The sequence below is a fragment of the Mycobacterium sp. 050128 genome, from assembly GCF_036409155.1.
Classification (GTDB): Bacteria; Actinomycetota; Actinomycetes; order Mycobacteriales; family Mycobacteriaceae; genus Mycobacterium.
Map to the genome: position 1 here is coordinate 2,027,445 of NZ_JAZGLW010000001.1, position 19,038 is coordinate 2,046,482.

Sequence of the window (19,038 nt, forward strand, 5' to 3'; positions counted from 1 at the left end):
ACCGAGAATCGGTGCGCGGGGCGGGCGCAATTACGCCGGCAGCGTTAGTGGCCGCCTTCTTTGAACCGGGCGATGGAGCGCTCGACCTCCGCCTCGGCTTCGGCGCGACCGACCCAGTCCGCCGCCTTGACGTACTTGCCCGGCTCCAAAGCCTTGTATTGCGAGAAGAAGTGTTTGATGACGTCCAGCTGGTAGGACGCAACGTCGCCGATGTCCTGGATGTGATCCCAGCGGTGGTCGCCGGCCGGAACACACAGCACCTTGTCGTCACCGCCGGCCTCGTCGACCATCTTGAACATCCCCACCGGCCGCGCCTCGACCAGCACGCCGGGGAACACCGACTCGGGAAGCAACAGCAGCACGTCCAGCGGGTCGCCGTCCTCGCCGAGGGTGTTCTCGATGAAGCCGTAGTCGGTCGGGTAGACCATCGACGTGTACAGGTAGCGGTCCAGCTTCACCCGCCCCGTCTCGTGATCGACCTCGTACTTGTTCCGCTGGCCCTTCGGGATCTCGATGACCACGTCGAATTGCACTGTCTGACGCTCCTTTGAAGAAAGTAAGTCTGGGTGGACCCGGGTAGATCGGTTCGTCGCGGATCACCCTAGTCGAGCGAGTCGCGGCAGATTCGGCAGAATAGGACCAAACAGTCAGGAGAGTGATGGGTCGTACTCGCTGGCGGAAATCCACCCAGGTGTTCATCGGATTGGCCGTGCTGGCGTTCGTCGCCGCCGTGGTGGCCGCGGCAACCTTCTTCACCTCGGGTGGGCACGGCAGCAGCGGCGCACACGTTGCGGTACCGCCGCCGCGGGCACCGGTCGTGAAGCCGGGAATGGTGCCCGTCGCCGACACCGCCGAGACGCCCTCGGCCGGTGCGCTGGCGGCCGTGCTGGCCCCGGTGGCCGCCGACCTCAACCTCGGCAGGCTTGGGGGTCGGATCACCGATGCCCTCACCGGCAAAGAGCTTTGGCAGGTCGCCGACGACGTGCCCCTGGTGCCGGCGTCGACCAACAAGGTCCTGTCGGCGGCCGCGGCGTTGCTGACGCTGGATCGTCAGGCCCGCATCAGCACTCGCGTGGTGGCCGGCAGCCAGAACGCCCAGGGGCCGATCGTGCTGGTGGGTGCCGGTGATCCGACGCTGTCGGCGGCACCGCCCGACGTGCCGACCTGGTACCGCGGCGCGCCACGCATCAGCGACCTGGTGGAGCAGATTCACCGCAGCGGCATGACGCCGACAACCGTGCAGGTGGATACCTCGGCGTTCACCGGCCCGACGATGGCGCAGGGCTGGGATCCCGCCGATATCGACAACGGCGACATCGCGCCGATCGAGTCGGTGATGATCGACGCCGGCCGCATTCAGCCCAGCACCGTCAACTCCCGGCGGTCCAAAACCCCGGCGCTGGACGCCGGGCGCGAGCTGGCCAAGGCCCTGGGCCTGGATCCCGCCGCGGTGACGATCGCGTCTGCCCCGTCCGGGGCGCGGCAGCTGGCGGTCGTGCAATCGGCGCCGCTGGTCCAGCGGCTCGGCGAGATGATGGATCACTCCGACAACGTGCTGGCCGAATGCATCGCCCGCGAGGTGGCCGCGGCGATCAACCGGCCGCGCAGCTTCGCCGGCGCGGTAGACGCGGTGACGAACCGATTGAGCACCGCGCATGTCGACACCAGCGGCGCCATGCTGGTGGACTCCAGCGGGCTGTCGGTCGACGACCGGCTGACCGCCAAGACCCTCGACGGAACCGTGCAGGCCGCGGCGGGGCCGGACCAGCCGTCGCTGCGGGCGCTGCTGGATCTGCTGCCGATCGCCGGCGGCAGCGGGACACTGGCCGACCGCTTTCTCGACCCGGCCACGAATCTCGGACCGGCCGGCTGGTTGCGTGCCAAGACCGGCTCGTTGACCGCGATCAACTCGCTGGTCGGAGTCGTCACCGACCGCACCGGGCGCGTGCTGACATTCGCGTTCATCTCCAACGCCGCCGGCCCCAACGGGCGCAACGCAATGGACGCCCTGGCGACGCGCCTGTGGACCTGCGGGTGCACATGACCGCCCAACCCGACCTGACTCTCGGCACCGCCGTCGACTGGCGGTTCGCTGCGACGGTCGGCGCCCGGCTGGCCCGGCCCGGTCCGCCCGCCAGCGAATACACCCGCCGTCAGGCGATCGACGAGCTGGCGAGTTCGGCGACGAAAGCCGAACCACTCGTGCGCGACGTGACGGACCTGGCCACTGACGGCGAGGTGCCCGCGGCCCGCATCGTCGACCGCGGCGAGTGGGTCCGCGCCGCGGCGGACTCGATGCGGGTGATGACCAACGGGGCCGACCAGCCGCGTGGGTTTATCACCGGACGGCTCACCGGTGCACAGACCGGTGCCGTGCTGGCGTTCGTGGCGTCCGGGATTCTCGGCCAGTACGACCCGTTCTTTGCCGACAAAGAGGGCTGCCTGCTGCTGGTGTATCCCAACGTGATCGCCGTGGAGCGCCAGCTGCGGGTCGATCCGGCCGATTTCCGGCTGTGGGTGTGCCTGCACGAAGTGACGCACCGGGTGCAGTTCACCGCCAACCGCTGGCTGCCGCACTACATGTCGGACGCGCTGGCGTTGTTGACCCGCGACGCGGGTGACGATTTCGGCCAGGTGGCGGGCCGGCTGGCCGAGTACGTGCGCAACCGCGGTCTCGGCGTGCCCGACGCGTCCGCGTCGGGGATCGTCGGCCTGGTGCGCGCCGTTCAGTCCGAGCCCCAGCGCCAGGCGCTGGATCAGCTGCTGGTGCTGGGCACCTTGCTGGAGGGCCACGCCGACCACGTGATGGATGCGGTCGGCCCCAAGGCGGTGCCGTCGGTGGCGACCATCCGCGGCCGATTCGACGATCGCCGTCACCGCAAGCCGCCGCCGCTGCAGCGCCTGATGCGCGCCCTGCTGGGCCTGGACGCCAAGCTCAACCAGTACACCCGCGGCAAGGCGTTCGTCGACCACGTGGTGGGCCGGGTCGGGATGGAGCGGTTCAACACCGTGTGGTCCGGCCCCGAGACGCTGCCGCTGCCCGCCGAGATCGAAGACCCCCAGCGATGGATCGACAGGGTCCTGTAGGGCAGCTGCTGGCGGCTGTCGAGGCGTTCGCGAAGGCCTATCTGGCCACCGCGGACCAATGGGGTGTGGCGTTATCGGGCGGGCCGGATTCGCTGGCGCTCACCGCGGTCGCGGCCCGGCTGCGGCCCACCACGGCGCTGATCGTCGACCACGGTCTGCAGCCCGAGTCGGCCGCCGTCGCCGAAACCGCGCGCAACCAGGCCATCGCGTTGGGGTGTGCTGACGCAGAAGTCATTCGCGTCCAGGTGGGCAATGACGGGGGGCCCGAGGCCGCGGCCCGCGCGGCGCGCTACGCCGCGTTGAGCGCCTACCAGCTGGGGCCGGTGCTGCTGGCGCATACCCTCGACGATCAGGCCGAGACGGTGTTGCTCGGGCTGGGCCGCGGCTCCGGAGCGCGCTCGATCGCCGGGATGCGACCGCACGATCCGCCCTGGTGCCGGCCGCTGCTGGGGGTCCGGCGTGCCACCACGCATGCCGCATGCCTCGAGCTGGGACTGACCGCGTGGCACGACCCGCACAACAGCGACCGCCGCTTCACCCGGTCCCGGCTGCGGCACGAGGTGATGCCGCTGCTCGAGGACGTGCTGGGCGGCGGGGTGGCTGAGGCGCTGGCCCGCACCGCGACGGCGCTGCGGGAGGACACCGAGTTCATCGACACGCTGGCGGCCCAGGCGCTGCCCGGCGTGCAGGCTGAGCCGGGCCTGCGGGCCGAGGCGCTGGCCGCGTTGGCCGACCCGGTGCGGCGCCGGGTGATCCGGGGCTGGCTGCTGACCGGCGGGGCTACCGGGCTGACCGACAAGCAGATCCGCGGGGTGGACGCACTGGTTACCGCGTGGCGCGGGCAGGGCGGGGTGGCGGTCGGTTCGGATTTGCGCGGCGAGCGGTTGGTCGCGGGACGTCGCAACGGCGTGCTGACGTTGCGGCGTGAGCCTGTGTAAATGGCCGCAAATTGTCGTCGCCGTTGGTTGTTCGGCCGCCGGCATGGCACGCTGTGGGCGTGGCCCAGACCTCCTCGGCGATAACCCCCGAGCAGCCCGCGGACCTGTACCCGGGGGATATCAAATCCGTGCTGCTCACGACCGAGCAGATCCAGGCCCGCATCGGCGAGCTCGGCGAGCAGATCGGCAACGACTACCGGGAGTCGATCGCCGAGACCAGCCAGGACTTGCTGCTGATCACCGTGCTCAAGGGCGCCGTGATCTTTGTCACCGACCTGGCGCGCACGATTCCGGTGCCGACGCAGTTCGAATTCATGGCCGTCAGCTCTTACGGAACCTCGACGTCGTCGTCGGGCGTGGTGCGCATCCTCAAGGACCTGGACCGCGATATCAACGGTCGCGACGTGCTGATCGTCGAGGACGTCGTCGACTCCGGGCTGACCCTGTCCTGGTTGCTGCGCAACCTCAAGACCCGCCACCCCCGCTCGCTGCGGGTGTGCACGCTGCTGCGCAAGCCCGACGCGGTCCGGGCCAACGCCGAGATCGCGTACGTGGGCTTCGACATTCCCAACGATTTCGTGGTCGGCTACGGCCTGGACTACGACGAGCGCTACCGCGACCTGTCGTACATCGGAACCCTGGACCCCAGGGTCTACGAGCAGTAGCTAGCTGGGTCGCCGCCATCGGCCGAGAGCTAATCCAGCTCCCACGCCGCGGTCACCGAGAAGCTCACCGTCTGCTGGCCCGGCTCCAGCGGTACCGCGGTGGCCATGGCTTTGGGCGGCGCCGGGGGCGCCCCGGCCACCGGTGAACCCCCGGTCGACTCCGAGATGGACAGCACCTTGCCCAGCCGCAGCCCGGACAGCTGGGCGTACTGGTCGGCACGGCTCTTGGCGTCGTTGAAGGCTCGCGCCCGGGCATCCTTGACCAGCTGAGAGTCGTCGGCGATCGAGTAGCTGACCGAACTGATCCGGGTGGCGTCGCCGCCGGTGCTGACGATCAGCGCGAGCATTCGCGACGCGGCATCGGTCGGGTGGATCTTGACCTGGATGGCGTTGGTGGCGCGGTACCCGGTGATCGTGGACTCGGGACCGCCGTATTGCGCCTGCAGCGTCACCTGGGTGGTGCTGATGTCCTTGCGGTCGATACCGGCACCCACCAGCGCGTTGATGACGGCTTGCTGGCGATCGTTGGTCTGGTTCATCGCCGAGGTGACGTCGGGCGCGCTGAATTCGATGCCGGCGTCGGCGGTCAACGTGTCCGGTACGCCTTGCACTTGCCCCGATCCCACCACGGTGACCTGACGAGGATTCGCTCCCGGTGCGGGTGTCGCATCATGGGAATCACATGCCGACACCGTGGCAATGGCCAAGGCGGCCGTGGCCACGACGATCGACCAGCGGACGAAACTTCTAGCGCGGTGTTCGATCGCCATGCATGGCACCCTAGCTGTTTTGAGATGACTGCCATGACGAGCAGGTGATGCGACGACCTGCACCCAAGCTTCTAGAAGGGTGGGTCGTCGGGCAGGGGCGGGAAGGCCGGAATGTCAGGAGTCCAGTCCGCGGGCAGGACTTCTGGCTCTCGGGGATCATTGATCCAGGTGCAGAAGGGGCTGGTACTCGGCGAGCCCTTGAAGGCGAACAGCATATCGCGCGCGTGATTTCGGAACTGTCGAGCCGCGATCTCTTGCTTTCTGGCCTGCGCGAGTTCTCGTCCAGCGTCGTTGATGACGCGCTGTTCTCGATTGTGGCTGCGTGCCTGCGTGATTCGTAGACTTCGTCGCTTGAACGTGTTCAGTCCGCGGGGCACGGGTGCGACACACGCGGGCCCGCGTGGCTGTGGAAAAAGGTCACCGCCGGCCGGGCTGGTTTTGTAAATGCGCCCGGTGGGTGACGTCCAGATGACGGTCCCGTCGGTCAGTTGAGCATCGCGCCATGCACCGAAAGTCTTGAGTCGATGATGTTGGCGGCAAAGGCATTTGAGATTTTGCGCCGTAGTCGGTCCACCGGCGGCCGGGTTCTCGTGATTGAACGGGACGGTATGGTCGATGTCGCAAACAGAGGCGGGCCGACTACATCCGGGAAAGCGGCAGGTGAGATCCCGGCTGCGGATCGCCCGCTCGAGCGCTGCCGATGGTTGATAACGCAGCGCCTCCAGTGGGCTAATGGTCGGATCGGCGACCAGTTGTGTTGCAGAGTGCGCCAATTCACGAACCTGCTCGGCGTCGATGATGCCGTAACCTTCGAGGTAACCGGGCTGCGTGCCATTGGCCAGGACGGTTTGATCGCTGGCGACGACGTTGATCACCACCCGTGCGCTGCCTCGATCGCATTCGGAGGCTTCGACGGGTGGTCCGGCGGCGCAACCCGATTGCCCGCAAGCGCACCGGAGGCGGTGGCCCTGCGTCAGCGCGGCGAGCGCATCGGCGCGGCGTTGATCGAATGTCCGAGGGTCCGCCGGACACACCTGCTTGGCAAGTTCGGAGAGTCGGCGATCAAAGGCCGTCGCGGCCGCCGCACCCACGGTGCCGTAGATGTCGGCCATCCCGTTGGCCAGCGGCGCGATCGCGATGTGGCGATCTTTCTCGGCGCCGGCGCGGCGCTCACGGGCGGCATCGGGGTCCACGGCGCGCACCGTGGCATCGACGGCGTTGACGATGCGCTGCCTCGACCAGCTGTGCCAGTTGCCGATACGGGTAGCCAGCGACTGGTCAAGCCGGGCGACCAGCTCAGCGTCGGTGACCAGATCTGTGCGTCTGATGATCAATTGCACAGTGCGCCAATCGGTTTGCCCTTCTGCCAGCAGGGCCGCGATCTGGGGCAGTCTGGTGTGCAGGGCATCGGCATCCGATACCAGGTAACTGGCCGCTATGGGAGACAGGTTCATAGCGGCGGCCACCTCGGCCGAGGTCTGCTCGAACCCGTCGATCACCGCGTACCGGTGTTGAGCCTCGGTCCGCTCGGTCGCGGCGAGTCGGTGCCGCAGCAAGGCCGCGACGGCTGCCAGCCGACGCGCAACCAACGTCGACTCCTGCCGATGTGTCGATTCGACGACCTCGATCAATGCGGCCGGATCGGTCATGCAATCGAACATACATTCGATAATAGCCCCGACGTCCGACAAGTTTGCGGAGCGCGAAACCCGTGGGCCTAAGGCGTAACGAGGATCTTGCAGTGCCGCTCGGGGTCGGCGAGGTCGTCGAAGGCCGCGCCGACCTCGTCCAGGCCCACCTCGCCGGTGATCAACGGGCTGACATCGATTTCACCCTCGGCCAGCGAGCGCAGCGACTCGGCGAATTCCTCGGGGCCATAGGCCAAACAGAATTGGACGTTGATCTCTTTGGCAATCGCGAAGAAAGGATGGAAGGTGTCGGCCTCCATGCACACTCCGGCGACGACCAGCCGGGTGCCCGCCCGCGCCCGCAAGAGCACATCGTCGATGATTCCCGGTACGCCAATCGCCTCGAACACTACCGCGGGCTTGACCGTGTCGAATGGCGAACCCTGCGCGGCATCCAGTGTCTGATGCGCGCCCATCGTGGCGGCAAGCTCTCTGCGTTTTGGCGAAAAGTCGGATGCCACAATATTTTCCACGCCGCGCGCCCGCAGGGATGCGATGATCGCGATGCCGATCGGGCCGCAGCCCAGCACCAGAGCGGTCTCGCCCGGCTCGATGTTCGATTTGTTGACGGCGTGTAGCCCGACCGCCATCGGTTCGGTCAGGGCGGCGTGTTTGAGGTCCAGGCCATTGGGGATCGGCAGCAGCAGCGCAGCAGAGAGCAGCATCCGTTCGGCATAGCCGCCGATGGTGTGGTTGCTGTAGACGATGGGTTCTACGCCCTTGGCGGACAACAAAACCGGGATCGACGTGACGAGGGAACCGGGCGGATGGGTGTCGGTGTCGGGTCCGGCTTCGAGCACCTCGGCGCTGAATTCGTGGCCCATGAAGATGTCGCGCTTCAGGTCGACGTTCAGGCCGCCCGCACCACGTGCGACCCGTTCGGTCATCTCCATCACCCGTTCGCCGTGCTTGGCGAAATGCAGGTCGGAGCCGCAGATTCCGCAGGCCTTGATGGCCACCAGCACCTGGCCGGATTCGGGTACCGGATCCGCAACGTCGTCTCGATAGACCATCCGGCCGTCGCGCAGCACCGAGGCGCGCATCAGGTCGCCGCCCCTTCGTGCTCGCCGACGTGCTCGGTGATGGCTTTCACGACGGCCTCGCCGGCGCGGCCGATCAATTGGTCGCGATGATCTTTGGCCCAGTCGTGCGAGGCCCGCGATGCCGCCAGCTGTCCCTTGAAGTGAGGAATCACCTTGCGGGCCATCAGATCATAGGAGTGGTAGGTCGCTTCGGGCGAGGCCCAGTCATGACCGAGCATCAGCAGCGTCCCGAAGCCGCCCGACCGATCCAGCAGGTCCTCGATGTGTGCGATCGCCTCGTCGGGTGTGCCGATACAGCAATTCCCTTTGGCCGCATAGTCTTCGACGAACTCGTAAGGGGTCTGCGTACCCTCCACAGTGTTGGCGAGCGGGACGAATCCCGCGGCGCCGAAGTAGTTCGCGAAATCTTGCAGCCCATAAGTGCAGTCGGTGATCGCCTGTTCGCGGGTGTCGGCAATGTGCATGATGGACAGCACCCGCCAGTCGGCCCGATTCGGTTCGTCCCGCCCGACTTTGGCGGCCTGCTCGCGCACCACGTCCCAGGTGGTCTCCAGCGCGGCGAAACCGCCGGGCACCGACATCGACAGCGACAACAGCGATGTGCCCAGCGCGCCGGCCAGGCGCGGACCGGACGGTGAAATCATTGCCGCCGTGGATATTTCGGGATAGGGCCAGGTGTACGGGCGGATGTGCAGCTGTGCGTCGCGCAACGTGAACCAGTCGGTCTGACGGTCGATGCGCTCAGTGGGTCCGGCGCGGAACAATGCCAGGATCGCCTCGAGCGACTCCTGCATCATGTGCCGCTGATCGACCGGATCGATGCCCATCATGTACGCATCCGAGGGCAGCGCGCCGGGGCCGGTGCCGAACATCACCCGGCCGCGGGTCAAGTGATCCAGCAGCACCCAGCGGTCGGCCACCATCAGCGGATGGTGGTAGGGCAGCGAGACCACACCGGTGCCCAGCCGGATGTGCTTGGTCCGCTCCGCGGCGGCCGCGATGAACACCTCTGGGCAGGCGATCAACTCGTAGCCACCCGAGTGGTGTTCGCCGAACCAGGCCTCGTCGAATCCCAGGCGGTCCAGCGCAACGACACGGTCCATGTCGTATTCCAGTGCGACCGTGGGTGATTGGCCAATCGGGTGAAACGGCGTGATGAACACGCCGAAACGAAGCGGTGCGTTCACCGCAGCTCCAATCCGTTGAGAAATTCCAGCAATGCGGTGTTGACCTCGTCGGGCCGCTCTTGTTGCAGCCAGTGGCCGGCGCCCTCGATCATCAGCTGTTGGTAGGGCCCGGAGACGATCTCGGTGGCGCGGTCGGCGCGGGTGAAGGCGAGCACGGGATCGGCTGTGCCGCCGATGAACAAGCACGGCACCGAGATCTTCGTGTCGGCGAGGTCGGCGGTCAGCTCCCAGTTGCGGTCGAAATTGCGATACCAGTTCAGGCCGCCGGTGAAGCCGGTGCGGGAAAACTCGCTGATGTAGTGGTCGAGTTCGTCCTGGCTGATCCAGTCCGGCAGCGCATCGGGCTCGGGAAGGCGATCGATGAAACCCTCCGGGCCCGGTGCCACCATCCGCATCCCCGCGGCCCTGTCACCGTCTGTGCGCAGGCCGCCCATCAACCGGCGAATCGCGCGGGCAGGATCGCTGTTGAGTTCGGCGTCGGCGACGCCTGGCTCCTGGAAATACAGGATGTAGAAGAAGTTCTCGCCGAATGTCTTGCGCCAGGCCTGCGTCGGCGCCACGTGCGAGCGCGGCGTGGCCGGCACGCTCAGCGCGGCGACGGCGGCGACCCGGTCGGGATGCAGCAGCGGCGCATGCCACACCACGGGGGCGCCCCAGTCGTGGCCGACCCAGACGGCGCGCTCGGCACCGACGTCGTCGAGCAGGCCGACGATGTCGGTCGTCAGCTCGCGGATGTTGTAGGCCTCGATCGCGTCGGGGCGAGAAGAGCCGCCATACCCGCGCTGGTCGGGTGCCAGCACGTGATAGCCGGCCTCGGCGAGCACCGGAATCTGGTGTCGCCAGGAGTAGGCCAATTCAGGGAAGCCGTGAGCCAAGACAACCACCGGCGCACCGCGCTCGCCGGCTTCGACGACTCGCAGCCGCACCCCGTTGGTCTCTACTAACCGTTCGGTTGATGTGGGCACCAACACACCAAATCACAACCCCTCTGGCCTGAGAAGTAGTGAGCGGGGTTGAAAATGGCCGTTCATTTCGCGGCGGGTTCTGGTTGCCTGTAGGCGTGAGGCGGCTGGACCACATCGTGTTGTGGACGAAGAATGTTCGGGCAGCGATGGACTTCTATACGAACGTGGTCGGGCTGGCGCCGGTGCGGTTCGACGAGTTCGCGGCCGGGGAAGCGCCGTTTCCGAGCGTGCGGGTGTGCGAGGACTCGATCATCGACCTGATGCCGGCGACCGGCATCGACGCCACCGACGTGCTGACCAAGGTCGCGGGCAGCGCCGGACACCCGGTCAACCACGTCTGCCTGGCGATGTCGCGGCCGGAATACGAGGCCCTGGATCGGCGGCTGCAGGCCGCCGGTGTGGACACCAGCGCCCGCCTCGACCGCAGCTACGGAGCCCGGGGATGGGCGCCGCACATTTACTACTTCTGCGATCCGGACGGCAACGTGATCGAAGCCCGCTATTACGACTAGTCGCTCAACCGAGCGCACGAGCGGTGTCGTGCCAGTGTGGCTTCTGCCAATGCGAGGCGTCCGCGAACTCAATTTGCGGTGCTCTCGTTCCTAACGGGAACCGTCGCTCGTTGAATGGACTGGGTGGCGCCTATCCGCTGCACTCCGGTTAACCGGAGCTGGCAATCGCCACTACAGACGACGGTGGCGATCCGCTGCACTCCGGTTAACCGGAGCTGGCAATCGCCACTACAGACGACGGTGGCGATCTGCTGCACTCCGGTTAACCGGAGCTGGCAATCGCCACAGAGGTAACCTGAACTTTTCCAGCTGCGTGTATCGGGGAAGGACCTGGCCGAAACGGCCGATGATTGATGAACCGGAAAAACGTGATTCGCATAGTCACGGCAATCGCTGTGGTAGTGCTGCTCGGCTGGTCGTTCTTTTATTTCAGCGATGACACCCGCGGATACAAGCCCGTCGACACGTCGGTGGCGATGTCGCAGATCAGTGGCGACAACGTCAAGAGCGCGCAGATCGACGACCGTGAGCAGCAAGTGCGGTTGACCCTGAAGAAGGGCAACAACGACACCGACAACTCCGACAAGGTCATCACCAAGTACCCCAACGGCTACGCCGTCGACTTGTTCAACGCGCTGAATGCGAAGAACGCCAAGGTCAGTACCGTCGTCAACGAAGGCAGCATCCTGGGCGAGCTGCTGGTTTACCTGCTGCCGCTGTTGTTGCTGGTCGGGCTGTTCGTGATGTTCTCGCGCATGCAGGGCGGCGCCCGGATGGGCTTCGGCTTCGGCAAGTCGCGCGCCAAGCAGCTCTCCAAGGACATGCCCAAGACGACGTTCGCCGACGTAGCCGGTGTCGACGAGGCGGTCGAGGAGCTCTACGAGATCAAGGACTTCCTGCAAAATCCGTCGCGGTATCAGGCGCTGGGCGCCAAGATCCCCAAGGGCGTGCTGCTCTACGGGCCGCCGGGAACCGGTAAGACGTTGCTGGCCCGCGCCGTGGCCGGTGAGGCCGGGGTGCCGTTCTTCACCATCTCGGGTTCCGATTTCGTCGAGATGTTCGTCGGCGTCGGTGCCTCCCGGGTGCGCGACCTGTTCGAACAGGCCAAGCAGAACAGTCCGTGCATCATCTTCGTCGATGAGATCGACGCGGTGGGCCGCCAGCGCGGCGCCGGGCTCGGCGGTGGCCACGACGAGCGTGAGCAGACGCTGAACCAGTTGCTGGTCGAGATGGACGGCTTCGGCGATCGCGCCGGGGTCATCCTGATCGCGGCGACCAACCGGCCCGACATCCTCGACCCGGCGCTGTTGCGCCCGGGCCGCTTCGACCGGCAGATCCCGGTGTCCAACCCCGACCTGGCGGGCCGGCGTGCGGTGCTGGCCGTGCACTCGAAGGGCAAGCCGATCGCCCCGGACGCCGACCTCGAGGGGCTGGCCAAGCGGACCGTCGGCATGACCGGCGCCGACCTGGCCAACGTGATCAACGAGGCCGCGCTGCTGACCGCGCGTGAAAACGGCACCGTCATCACCGGGGCCGCCCTCGAGGAGGCCGTGGACCGCGTGATCGGCGGACCGCGCCGCAAGGGCCGGATCATCAGCGAGCACGAGAAGAAGATCACCGCCTACCACGAAGGTGGGCACACCCTGGCCGCGTGGGCGATGCCCGACATCGACCCCGTCTACAAGGTGACGATTCTGGCGCGCGGGCGCACCGGCGGACACGCCGTCGCGGTGCCCGAAGAGGACAAGGGCCTGCGCACCCGCTCGGAGATGATCGCGCAGTTGGTGTTCGCGATGGGTGGGCGCGCTGCCGAGGAATTGGTCTTCCGCGAGCCGACCACGGGCGCGGTGTCCGACATCGAGCAGGCCACCAAAACCGCGCGCGCGATGGTCACCGAATTCGGCATGAGCTCCAAACTCGGTGCCGTCAAATACGGTTCCGAGCACGGCGACCCGTTCCTGGGCCGGACTATGGGCAACCAGGCGGATTATTCGCACGAGGTCGCCCGCGACATCGACGACGAGATTCGCAAGCTCATCGAGGCCGCGCACACCGAGGCCTGGGAAATCCTCACCGAATATCGTGATGTCCTCGACACGCTGGCGGGCGAGCTGCTGGAGAAGGAAACCCTGCACCGGCCCGAGCTGGAACAGATCTTCTCCGGCGTCGAAAAGCGGCCCCGGCTCACAGTGTTCGACGATTTCGGCGGCCGCATCCCGTCGGACAAGCCGCCCATCAAGACGCCCGGCGAGTTGGCGATCGAGCGCGGGGAGCCGTGGCCGCCGCCGGTTCCCGAACCGGCTTTCAAAGCCGCCATCGCCGCGGCCAGCCAGGCTGCCGAGGCCGCGCGCGCCGAGGCCGACAGAAAAGCACACGGCCCCAACGGTTCTCAGGGCGGTCTGGGCGCCGGCGACCGCGAGGGCGCAGCGCGCCGTCCCACCCAGCCGGACTATGGCGCCCCGGCCGGCTGGTACGCGCCCGGATGGCCACCGCCACCACAGCAGCAACAACCCCAAGGCCACTGGTATCCGCCTCCGCCGCAGCCGTATTGGCCCCAGCCGGCCCCGAGTTATCCGGGCCAGCCGCGTCGTGGCCAGGGCCAGAGCCCGGGTCAGCCGTCCTACCCGCCCTATCCCCCTTACCCCCCGCCGGCGCAGCCCAGCCCGGATCCGGCAAAATCTCCTGACCAACCGGATGAGGACGTGAGCCGGCCCAATCCGCCGGCCCGAGGCTGACGAACGGAGAATTCAATGGTGCTGCCGGATACCCGGGCCGCGCTGGATCGCGTACGGGCGTTCGACCAGGCACGTGCGGAGGCGGCAGTCCGCGAGCTGTTGTACGCGATCGGCGAAGACCCCGATCGAGATGGGTTGCGGGACACTCCGGCCCGCGTGGCTCGCGCATACCGGGAGATCTTCTCCGGGCTCTACACCGACCCCTCCGATGTGCTCAACACCATGTTCGACGAACAGCACGACGAGCTGGTGATCGTCAAGGAAATCCCGCTGTACTCCACGTGCGAGCATCACCTGGTGTCGTTTCACGGGGTGGCTCACGTCGGCTACATCCCCGGCCAGGACGGCAGGGTGACCGGGTTGTCGAAAATCGCGCGGCTGGTTGACCTTTACGCCAAGCGGCCGCAGGTCCAAGAGCGGCTCACCAGCCAGATCGCCGACGCCCTGGTGAACCGGCTCGACCCACGCGGGGTGATCGTCGTGGTGGAGGCCGAGCATCTGTGCATGGCGATGCGAGGCGTGCGCAAGCCCGGCGCCACCACCACCACTTCGGCGGTCCGCGGACAATTCAAGACCGATGCCGCCTCACGAGCCGAAGCGCTCGACCTCATCCTGCGTAAGTGAATTCGCTGCCTGTGCAGGTAGTCGGGGTGGTGAACGTCACTGACGACTCCTTCTCCGACGGCGGGCGCTACCTCTGTGTTGACAACGCCGTCGCCCACGGCCTGACATTGGCGGCCGAAGGCGCGGGCATCGTCGACGTCGGCGGGGAGTCGACCCGGCCCGGTGCCACCCGGATCGATCCCCGCATCGAGAGTTCCCGCGTGGTTCCGGTTGTTAAAGAGCTTGCCGCGCAAGGCATTACCGTCAGTATCGACACCATGCACGCGGAGGTCGCGCGTGCGGCCCTGCAGAACGGCGCGCGGATCGTCAACGACGTCTCCGGTGGACGCGCCGATCCCGCGATGGCGCCGCTGGTGGCCGAAGCCGGAGTGCGGTGGGTATTGATGCACTGGCGATCGGTCTCATCCGACCGTCCGCACCAGGCCCCGCACTATCGCGACGTGGTGGCCGAGGTGCGTTCGGAATTGCTGGCCAGCGTCGAGGACGCGGTGGCCGCCGGCGTCGATCCGGCGAAGCTGGTCATCGACCCGGGGCTCGGATTCGCCAAGACGGGACAACACAATTGGGCCCTGCTGCATGCCTTGCCCGAGTTCGTGGCCACCGGGGTGCCGGTACTCCTGGGTGCCTCGCGGAAACGGTTCCTCGGTACGCTGTTGGCCGGATCGGATGGGTCGCCGCGACCGCCCGACGGGCGCGAAACGGCGACCGCGGTGATTTCCGCGCTGGCCGCCCTCCACGGGGCCTGGGGTGTGCGAGTGCACGACGTACGGGCCTCGGTCGACGCCCTCAAGGTCGTGGGTGCGTGGACCCAGACGGAGCGGACTGAGAACGATGGCTGACCGAATCGAGTTGCGCGGCTTGACAGTTCATGGCCGGCACGGAGTCTACGAATTCGAACGGGTAAGTGGGCAGGAGTTCGTCGTCGACATCGTCGCGTGGATCGACCTGGTCGACGCCGCCGCCAGCGACGACTTGGCCGACACCTACGACTACGCGACCCTGGCCGCCCGGGCCGCCGCGATCGTCGGGGGCCCCGCGCACAACCTGATCGAAACGGTGGGCGCCGAGATCGCCGACTTCGTGATGGATGACGAACGCGTGCACGCCGTCGAGGTCACGGTGCACAAGCCACATGCCCCGCTCGAGCAGCAGTTCGCCGACCTGGCGGTGGTGATCCGGCGGTCGCGCCGCGGCGGGCGCGGTTCGGTGATTCCCGTGGGCGGCGTGTGATGACGCGCGTCGTACTGTCCATCGGCTCCAACCTCGGCGATCGGCTGGCGCGGCTGCAATCGGTTGTCGACGGCCTCGGCGAAGCGCTGCTGGCTGTCTCTCCGGTGTACGAGACCGCCCCGTGGGGGCGGGTGGAGCAGGGGCCGTTCCTCAACGCGGTGCTCATCGCCGACGACCCGGGCCTCGACGGGCAGGGCTGGCTGCGCCGGGCGCAGGAGTTCGAACAGGCCGCGGGCCGCATTCGCGGCGAGCGCTGGGGCCCGCGCACCCTGGACGTGGACCTGATCGCCTGCTACTCGGCCGACGGTGAAGTGCTCAGTCGCGAAAACAACCTGACGCTGCCGCACCCGCTGGCCCATCTGCGGGCCTTCGTGCTGGTGCCCTGGCTGGCGGTCGACCCGAATGCCGTGCTCACCGTCGCCGGCGGGCCGCGTCCCGTCGCCGAACTGCTGGCCGAGCTCGACCCCGCCGATCGACAGGCCGTCCAGCCGTCGAGGAGCACCCTCGAGCACTCGTGCCCGGACGATCGAGAATCGCAGAGCTGATGGGGCCGACCAGAAAACGTGACCTGACGGCCGCTGTGGTCGGGGCTGCTTTTCTAGGGTATCTGCTGGTCAAGGTGCTGTTTCGGTGGTTTCCGCAGATCACCGTGTGGACCGGTCTGTCGCTGCTCGTCGTCGCCATCGCCGAGGCGCTGTGGGGGCGCTACGTGCGGGCCAAGGTCAACGACGGGGAAATCGGTGACGGACCCGGCTGGTTGCACCCGCTTTCGGTGGCCCGCAGCGTGATGGTCGCCAAGGCGTCGGCCTGGGTGGGGGCACTGGTGCTGGGTTGGTGGATCGGGATCCTGGTGTTTTTCTTGCCGCGCCGATCGTGGCTGCGGGTCGCCGCGGAGGACACCACCGGAACGGTGGTGGCGGCCGTCAGCGCGCTGGCGCTGTTGGTAGCCGCGCTGTGGTTGCAGCACTGCTGCAAGTCCCCACCCGATCCGACCGACCACGCCGAGGGGGCGGAAAGCTAGGACGCCCGCCGAGGTTGCGGGCGGCGACCGGGGCAGGCCAGAACTACGGGCCGATTAACAGCGATGAATCAACGAATTAACCCAGGTGAGAATCGCCGGAGTAGCGCGACACGCTCAATGACGTCGCACAGGTACAGTCAGGCCATGACCGTTCTGTCCCGCGGCGCCCGCGTACGGCGCGGCGGCCGCAGGCCGGGGTGGGTGCTCTTGACGACGTTGCTGGTCCTCGCAATAGGGGCCAGTTCCGCACTGGTTTTCACCAATCGCGTGGAACTGCTCAAGCTCGCTGTGATCCTGGCGCTGTGGGCCGCAGTCGCCGGTGCCTTCGTGTCGGTGCTGTACCGCCGGCAAAGCGACGCCGATCAATCGCGGGTGCGTGACTTGAAGCTGGTCTACGACCTGCAACTGGATCGGGAGATCTCGGCCCGCCGGGAGTACGAGTTGACCGTCGAGTCCCAGCTGCGTCGCGAGCTGGCCTCCGAGATACGCGCCCAAGCCGCCGACGATCTGGCCGCGCTGCGGGCGGAAGTCTCCGCGCTGCGGACCAGCCTGGAAATCCTGTTCGACACCGATCTCGAGCAGCGACCCGCGCTGGAGACCCTGGAGACCGATACGCCTCCCGCGCGCGCCTACAGCGACTGGGACCGCAATGGCGAAGGCGCGGGCGTCGATTGGGTGACCAGCGATCGCGTCACCTCGGTCCGTGAGGGAGCCTCGGTCAGCTCGGACGAACCCCGCACCGACGAATCCGCGATCATCGACGTGCCCGAAGAACCGCTGCTCCCGCCCCGCTCGCGGGAGCGCGCCCGGTTCCGATACGAGGGCCAGCAAGAGACGTACTACCCGCCCCCGCAGCAGGTCCAATATCCCGAGGCGCCGCCGTATGTGCCGCCGCAGGAGGTCTCGTTTGCGCCTCCGCCGATGCCCGCCGCAGCGGAGCCCGAGCAGCAGCGATACGAGTCCCAGCATTGGCAGCCGGTACCGCCCCCGGAGCCGCCGCCCGGGTTGGTGCCGGACTGGCAACCGGTCAACGCCGACGGGCTCTGGCTGCCCCCGGGCGCTCCGGGCAGAAACTGGGCCGATGTGCCCGACGCACCCGCTGCCGCGTCGTCGGGCCGCCGCCGGCGCCGGCACGCCGACTCCGGGGGGCAGGTCGACGGCCCGCCGTCATCGAACGAACCGCCGCCGCCGGCGGGCGAATCCGGTCGTAGGGCGCGCTCGCGCCACTCCGCGGAGTACCGCGACTACAGCGTCCGGAACTTCATCCCGACAAACGAGCCCGCCGCGCCGCCGCCCCCTGCCGCCGCGACCGCACCGCCCCCGCCGCCGCACACCGGCCACGTCCCGGACGACGGGGCGCCACCACCGCCGCGACTGGCTCCCCCGCCACACCTGGAGCCGGCCCCCCGCCACCTGGGCGCGGACGAGGCGTCGGACAGCGGCGGCGACGGCTCGCAATCCGGCGGTCAGTCGGTTGCCGACCTGCTGGCGCGGCTGCAGGTGCAGCCATCCGGCGGTGGCCGGCGTCGCCGCCGGGAAGGCTGAGCTGGGACATTCCTCACATTGGGGCAGCGTCGCGAATCGACTAGAGTCTTGGTGACCGTCCGGTACCCAGTAGCTGGGACTGGAACGAACGAATCAACACTGTGAGGTCGTCTGCGATGGAGCAGTTCGACGGGTTGCGCCCCGCCAGGCTCAAGGTAGGGATCATTTCGGCCGGCCGGGTGGGTACCGCCTTGGGTGTCGCGCTGGAGCGTGCTGAGCACGTCGTGGTGGCGTGCAGTGCGATCTCCCACGCGTCGCGCCGGCGGGCGGCCCACCGACTGCCCGACACGACGGTGGCCGCACCGCCCGACGTGGCCGCGGCGGCCGAACTGCTGCTGCTGGCCGTTCCCGACAGCGAACTCGCCGGCCTGGTGTCCGGGCTGGCCGCCACCTCCGCGGTGCGGGCCGGAACGATCGTGGTGCACACATCGGGAGCCAACGGGGTCGGCATCCTGGCGCCGCTGACGCGGCACGGCTGCATACCCCTGGCGATTCACCCGGCGATGACGTTCACCGGCTCCGACGAGGACATCAGCCGGCTGCCCGACACCTGCTTCGGCATCACCGCGGCCGACGCGGTCGGCCAGGCGATCGGGCAGTCGCTGGTGCTGGAGATGGGCGGCGAGCCGTTCTGCGTCCCCGAGGAGGCGCGCGTCCTCTACCACGCCGCCCTGGCCCACGCGGGCAATCACATCGTCGCGGTGCTGGCCGATGCGCTCGACGCGTTGCGGGCCGCGCTGCGGGGCAGCGAGGTACTCGGGCAACAGACCGTCGACGACCAGCCCGGGGGACTCGCCGAACGCATCGTCGGCCCCCTGGCCCGGGCGGCGCTGGAGAACACGCTGCAGCGCGGGCAGGCCGCACTCACCGGTCCGGTCGCCCGCGGTGACGCCGCCGCGGTTGCCGACCATCTGCGCGCGCTCACGCAGGTCGACCCGGAACTGGCCCAGGCCTACCGGGTGAACGCCCTGCGCACCGCGCAGCGCGCCCACGCTCCCGAGGCCGTTGTCGAGGTACTGGTTCGATGA

At 67.9% G+C, this 19,038-nt stretch carries 19 protein-coding genes; 13 read left to right on the forward strand and 6 right to left on the reverse strand.

Annotated elements, in window-relative coordinates:
- Positions 1 to 44 precede the first annotated feature (44 nt).
- The gene (locus SKC41_RS09740) at positions 45 to 533 is read right to left on the reverse strand and encodes an inorganic diphosphatase (protein WP_330977436.1); all 489 of its coding nucleotides are present in this window, start codon (positions 531 to 533) and stop codon (positions 45 to 47) included.
- 125 nt (positions 534 to 658) lie between these two features.
- Here SKC41_RS09740 and dacB point away from each other — a divergent pair, with 125 nt between their 5' ends.
- From dacB to hpt, 4 genes are read left to right on the forward strand one after another with little or no spacing between them, the layout of a single operon-like run.
- Positions 659 to 2,044, forward strand: coding sequence for a D-alanyl-D-alanine carboxypeptidase/D-alanyl-D-alanine endopeptidase (dacB, locus tag SKC41_RS09745; protein ID WP_330977437.1), 1,386 nt, complete (start codon positions 659 to 661; stop codon positions 2,042 to 2,044).
- Positions 2,041 to 3,087 (forward strand): zinc-dependent metalloprotease, encoded by a 1,047-nt coding sequence (locus SKC41_RS09750; RefSeq protein ID WP_330977438.1) that lies wholly within the window; start codon positions 2,041 to 2,043, stop codon positions 3,085 to 3,087. Before dacB ends, SKC41_RS09750 begins: the two co-directional genes overlap by 4 nt.
- A complete protein-coding gene (gene tilS / locus SKC41_RS09755) occupies positions 3,066 to 4,025 on the forward strand; it encodes a tRNA lysidine(34) synthetase TilS (protein ID WP_330977439.1) in 960 nt (319 codons plus the stop codon). Before SKC41_RS09750 ends, tilS begins: the two co-directional genes overlap by 22 nt.
- Before the next feature lie 11 nt (positions 4,026 to 4,036).
- Positions 4,037 to 4,690 carry a hypoxanthine phosphoribosyltransferase gene (hpt, locus tag SKC41_RS09760; RefSeq protein ID WP_330977440.1) on the forward strand — a complete coding sequence of 218 codons (654 nt, stop codon included), beginning with the start codon at positions 4,037 to 4,039 and terminating at the stop codon, positions 4,688 to 4,690.
- A 29-nt stretch (positions 4,691 to 4,719) separates the two neighbouring features.
- Here hpt and SKC41_RS09765 read toward each other — a convergent pair whose 3' ends face one another.
- The 5 genes from SKC41_RS09765 to SKC41_RS09785 form a co-directional block, all read right to left on the reverse strand.
- Complete coding sequence (locus SKC41_RS09765) at positions 4,720 to 5,460, reverse strand: SIMPL domain-containing protein (RefSeq protein ID WP_330977441.1); 741 nt, start codon at positions 5,458 to 5,460, stop codon at positions 4,720 to 4,722.
- A gap of 71 nt (positions 5,461 to 5,531) precedes the next feature.
- Positions 5,532 to 7,121: an HNH endonuclease signature motif containing protein gene (locus SKC41_RS09770; protein ID WP_330977442.1), complete on the reverse strand. Its 1,590-nt coding sequence runs from the start codon at positions 7,119 to 7,121 to the stop codon at positions 5,532 to 5,534.
- A 56-nt stretch (positions 7,122 to 7,177) separates the two neighbouring features.
- The gene (locus SKC41_RS09775) at positions 7,178 to 8,191 is read right to left on the reverse strand and encodes a zinc-binding dehydrogenase (RefSeq protein ID WP_330977443.1); all 1,014 of its coding nucleotides are present in this window, start codon (positions 8,189 to 8,191) and stop codon (positions 7,178 to 7,180) included.
- On the reverse strand, positions 8,191 to 9,378 hold the full coding sequence (locus SKC41_RS09780) for an LLM class flavin-dependent oxidoreductase (protein ID WP_330977444.1): 1,188 nt from the start codon (positions 9,376 to 9,378) through the stop codon (positions 8,191 to 8,193). The genes SKC41_RS09775 and SKC41_RS09780 overlap by 1 nt, the downstream gene beginning before the upstream one ends.
- On the reverse strand, positions 9,375 to 10,343 hold the full coding sequence (locus SKC41_RS09785; protein WP_330977445.1) for an alpha/beta fold hydrolase: 969 nt from the start codon (positions 10,341 to 10,343) through the stop codon (positions 9,375 to 9,377). Before SKC41_RS09785 ends, SKC41_RS09780 begins: the two co-directional genes overlap by 4 nt.
- A 95-nt stretch (positions 10,344 to 10,438) precedes the next feature.
- Between SKC41_RS09785 and SKC41_RS09790 the strand changes: the two genes are divergently transcribed.
- The 9 genes from SKC41_RS09790 to SKC41_RS09830 all read left to right on the forward strand — a co-directional run bounded on the left by SKC41_RS09790 (position 10,439) and on the right by SKC41_RS09830 (position 19,038).
- Positions 10,439 to 10,855, forward strand: coding sequence for a VOC family protein (locus tag SKC41_RS09790; RefSeq protein WP_330977446.1), 417 nt, complete (start codon positions 10,439 to 10,441; stop codon positions 10,853 to 10,855).
- A gap of 353 nt (positions 10,856 to 11,208) precedes the next feature.
- Positions 11,209 to 13,590, forward strand: coding sequence for an ATP-dependent zinc metalloprotease FtsH (gene ftsH / locus SKC41_RS09795; RefSeq protein WP_330977447.1), 2,382 nt, complete (start codon positions 11,209 to 11,211; stop codon positions 13,588 to 13,590).
- Between the two features lie 15 nt (positions 13,591 to 13,605).
- Positions 13,606 to 14,214: a GTP cyclohydrolase I FolE gene (folE, locus tag SKC41_RS09800; protein WP_330977448.1), complete on the forward strand. Its 609-nt coding sequence runs from the start codon at positions 13,606 to 13,608 to the stop codon at positions 14,212 to 14,214.
- Positions 14,211 to 15,053, forward strand: a complete 843-nt coding sequence (gene folP, locus SKC41_RS09805; RefSeq protein ID WP_330977449.1) for a dihydropteroate synthase — start codon at positions 14,211 to 14,213, stop codon at positions 15,051 to 15,053. The genes folE and folP overlap by 4 nt, the downstream gene beginning before the upstream one ends.
- Positions 15,046 to 15,444, forward strand: coding sequence for a dihydroneopterin aldolase (gene folB, locus SKC41_RS09810; protein WP_330977450.1), 399 nt, complete (start codon positions 15,046 to 15,048; stop codon positions 15,442 to 15,444). Before folP ends, folB begins: the two co-directional genes overlap by 8 nt.
- Entirely contained in the window at positions 15,444 to 15,989 is a 546-nt protein-coding gene (gene folK, locus SKC41_RS09815) for a 2-amino-4-hydroxy-6-hydroxymethyldihydropteridine diphosphokinase (protein WP_330977451.1), read from the forward strand. Before folB ends, folK begins: the two co-directional genes overlap by 1 nt.
- Positions 15,989 to 16,465 carry a DUF3180 domain-containing protein gene (locus SKC41_RS09820; protein ID WP_330977452.1) on the forward strand — a complete coding sequence of 159 codons (477 nt, stop codon included), beginning with the start codon at positions 15,989 to 15,991 and terminating at the stop codon, positions 16,463 to 16,465. Before folK ends, SKC41_RS09820 begins: the two co-directional genes overlap by 1 nt.
- Before the next feature lie 144 nt (positions 16,466 to 16,609).
- Positions 16,610 to 18,010, forward strand: coding sequence for a DUF6779 domain-containing protein (locus SKC41_RS09825; RefSeq protein WP_330977453.1), 1,401 nt, complete (start codon positions 16,610 to 16,612; stop codon positions 18,008 to 18,010).
- Positions 18,011 to 18,126: 116 nt separating this feature from the next.
- Positions 18,127 to 19,038, forward strand: a complete 912-nt coding sequence (locus tag SKC41_RS09830; RefSeq protein WP_330977454.1) for a Rossmann-like and DUF2520 domain-containing protein — start codon at positions 18,127 to 18,129, stop codon at positions 19,036 to 19,038.